This window comes from Streptomyces sp. CB01580 (assembly GCF_001905795.1).
Lineage (GTDB): Bacteria > Actinomycetota > Actinomycetes > Streptomycetales > Streptomycetaceae > Streptomyces.
On record NZ_LIXJ01000074.1, the window covers coordinates 1 to 3,075 of the forward strand.

A 3,075-nucleotide genomic window follows, 5' to 3' on the forward strand; every position below is an offset into this window, starting at 1 on the left:
CGGCTGGGTACGAGGCCAACTGCTCTTGCGCGCGGTGACCAGAGTCGGTCGGTCTCATGCCACGTTCGGGCTGGCTGATCTCGGCCCACACCGCGTCGAGGGAGAGGCCGAGGACGTCGGCGATCGCCGCGATCGTCGGGAAGGCGGGGTGGCCACGCGGCCCGTCTCGATCTTCCGGACGGTTTCCGGTAAGACACCTGCGGTGAGCGCGGTATCGAGCACCGAGCGCTCCCTCCTGGCCCGTCGCTGGAGGGAGCCGGGGCGCTGTCCACGTTCGACCTCTGCAGGAGTGAGCGGCAATTCGCAGGACCCGATTCTAATACCGGTAAAGTATGGCCGGTATAATTATTGGCAACGCGAGAAGGGCGCCACGTGATCGAGATTCTGAACCCCACCCTGCTGGCGCGGGCGAGAGATACAGGCGCCCTGGTCGCCGACATCCTGCAGACACTGAAGAGCCGCAGCACGATCGGCACATGCCTTCTGGATATCGACCGGTGGGCCAAGGCCATGATCATCGAGGCCGGGGCTACGTCCTGTTACGTCGACTACGAGCCGTCCTTCGGACGCGGCCCGTTCGGCCACTACATCTGCACCGCCGTCAACGACGCCGTGCTCCACGGACGGCCGTACGACTGCGTGCTTGCCGACGGCGATCTGCTGACCCTCGACCTCGCCGTCTCCAAAGGCGGAGTCGCCGCAGACGCCGCTATCAGCTTCATCGTGGGCGACGCAAGGCCCCCGGAGAGCGTCGCGATGATCAGTGCGACCGAATGCGCGCTGGCCGCGGGGATCGCCGCTGCCGGACCCGGGGCCCGTATCGGCGACATCTCCCATGCCATCGGCACGGTCCTCAGCGAGGCGGGGTACCCGATCAACACCGAGTTCGGAGGTCACGGCATCGGATCGACGATGCACCAGGACCCGCACGTTTCGAACACCGGACGGCCGGGCCGTGGATACAAACTGCGCCCTGGGCTGCTGCTGGCACTGGAGCCGTGGGTCATGGCGGACACCGCTCAACTCGTCACCGATGCCGACGGGTGGACGCTCCGAAGTGCGACAGGCTGCCGGACAGCACACAGTGAGCACACGATCGCCATCACTCACGATGGAGCCGAGATCCTCACCTTGCCGAAGCAGGCGCAGCCGTGAGGTTGAAGCGCTCGTGTTCCTCTCTGCCCCCGACCTGTCGAACGTCTCCTGCGACCATCAACGATGTCCAGCATCGCTCATGTCGTGGGACTGCGCAGTCACCCGATCACCGTAGCCGCCCAGCACCTGACAACCGACGCTGCACACGTCGACGAGAACAGGCAGTGGGCCATTGAAAGAAATGGGGAGCCAGCGGAAGCACAGACAGGGCAACGCGGGAGCGGCTTCCTCGCTCTTGACCGCAGATACGTCGTGGTGCAGGCATCTGTCAGCTGGTCACGGCGATGCGACGCGTCCAGATGCCCGCGCCTTCTAGTGCCGCTCCCGGCAACGTTTGCCCCGTCGCACCGCCCGGCACGCACTCCCCCAAGGCCTTAAGGGCCAGGGGGGACCCCCTTCGGCGTTGGCCGAAAGCCCACGTAGCCCTTCCCCAAGCTCTCGACTTCGTTCGAGCAGGGGAGACCCCATCCGAGGGCTTTCGGCCGCCTTGCGATCGCACGCACCGGACGCCGCTCTTTCCGGGCAAACCTTGCCGGTCACGGCACTAGTCTGGCCGTGCGCGGTCAGGCAGCAAACCGACAAGAGCGGGGGACAGTTCCGGGCCGAGGGCGCGGGACCGTCCGCTTAACCGATGCGCCGGGCCGGGGCGCTCTTCCCGTACGGGCTGCTCTCCCCGATAATGGTCCTCAACTGTCTGGCCTTGGGGGGCTTGTGTCGGATCGTGGTTCCACTCCTCTTCCGCCCTCCATGCGCAGAGTCGCGCGGGAGTTCGAACTCGGTTCGCGCCAGGGGCTGGTGTGGACCGAGCCCAAGCGCTTTCCGTGGATCGTGGTGCTGCTGCCGGCACTGGTCGGACTGCCGGTGCTCTGGCTGGGGATTTCGGCCGCAGTGGAGGGTCAGCGGAGCCACGGCGCCTGGTACTACGGGCTGCCGCTGCTCATCTTGGGGACCGCCATAGTCGTCGCAGCCGGGTATTTCCTCTTCCTCGCGCTCACGAGAGGGCAGGCTCAGGTCTGGGTAGGTCACTACCAGCACGGCATCGTCCGGGAGGTCGCCGGGCACGTGCCGGAGGCGTACTCATGGGACGAGATCGATGGCATTCGGCGGAGCAGCACCAAAGTGACAAACGGGATCACCAGCGTCACCACACACGAACTCTGGGTGCGCCCCCGTGAGGGCGCCGAGATCACGGTGACCGACGCGTACAAGGGGGTCGCACGGTTCATCGACGAACTGGACAAGACATTCACGCGCGTACGGCTGCCGCAGGACAGGGACCGGCTGAAGGCGGGTGAACGGGTCGACTTCCTCGGGGCCCACCTCGATCCCGCCGGTGTCGGGTACCTCGACCACCGGCTCGGCTGGCGCGAGGTCGACCGGGTCACAGTGAAGCAAGGCTGGCTGGAGATCCATCGGCACGGCGACGGAAAACCGTGGGCCAGGCTCCCCGTAGAGATGGTCGAGAATCTGTCGGTCTTCCTGGCCCTCACCGCAAGGATGCGCCAGGAAGCGGCCGGAAAGCGGCCGCAACCAGACGATCCGGCCTGATCCGGCGAAGGCCGGCGCTCCGGCAGCAGGTCAGGATCAACGAACCAGCACCCCGGCGGTCGCCGTGCCTGGGAGAGGAACTATTTGCGCCTCTCAAACAACGGCATTGGCGACACCGGATGCAAATGGCGGGCCCTGCCCACGGATTTCCCACCATGGAGGATGGTATGGGGGCTCATGGCGCGCTGGGCCGCCGCCGGGGTGATCGGACATATCCGCGATCACCTGTCCGGCCAGAGCCGCCATGAGATGGGCAAAGGTCCCCGGACGGTCGCTACCGTCGCCCGTGTCTGGGCCCTCCCCAACCCCAGTGGCCTCAACGCCCACTGGACGACTCCCACGATGGCGGAGGAGTACGGGCGCCTGCGCGCC

Annotated in this window: 3 protein-coding genes; all 3 read left to right on the plus strand. The window is 66.6% G+C overall.

Features of this window, described 5'->3' with window-relative positions:
• Window positions 1-372: 372 nt before the first annotated feature.
• Window positions 373-1,155, plus strand: a complete 783-nt coding sequence (map, locus tag AMK22_RS37085; protein WP_073792136.1) for a type I methionyl aminopeptidase — start codon at window positions 373-375, stop codon at window positions 1,153-1,155.
• Window positions 1,156-1,902: 747 nt separating this feature from the next.
• Entirely contained in the window at window positions 1,903-2,703 is an 801-nt protein-coding gene (locus AMK22_RS37090; RefSeq protein WP_073792138.1) for a DUF6585 family protein, read from the plus strand.
• A 105-nt stretch (window positions 2,704-2,808) separates the two neighbouring features.
• Window positions 2,809-3,075 (plus strand): transposase (locus AMK22_RS41690; RefSeq protein ID WP_443333348.1); only part of this gene is annotated, 267 nt, incomplete at its 3' end.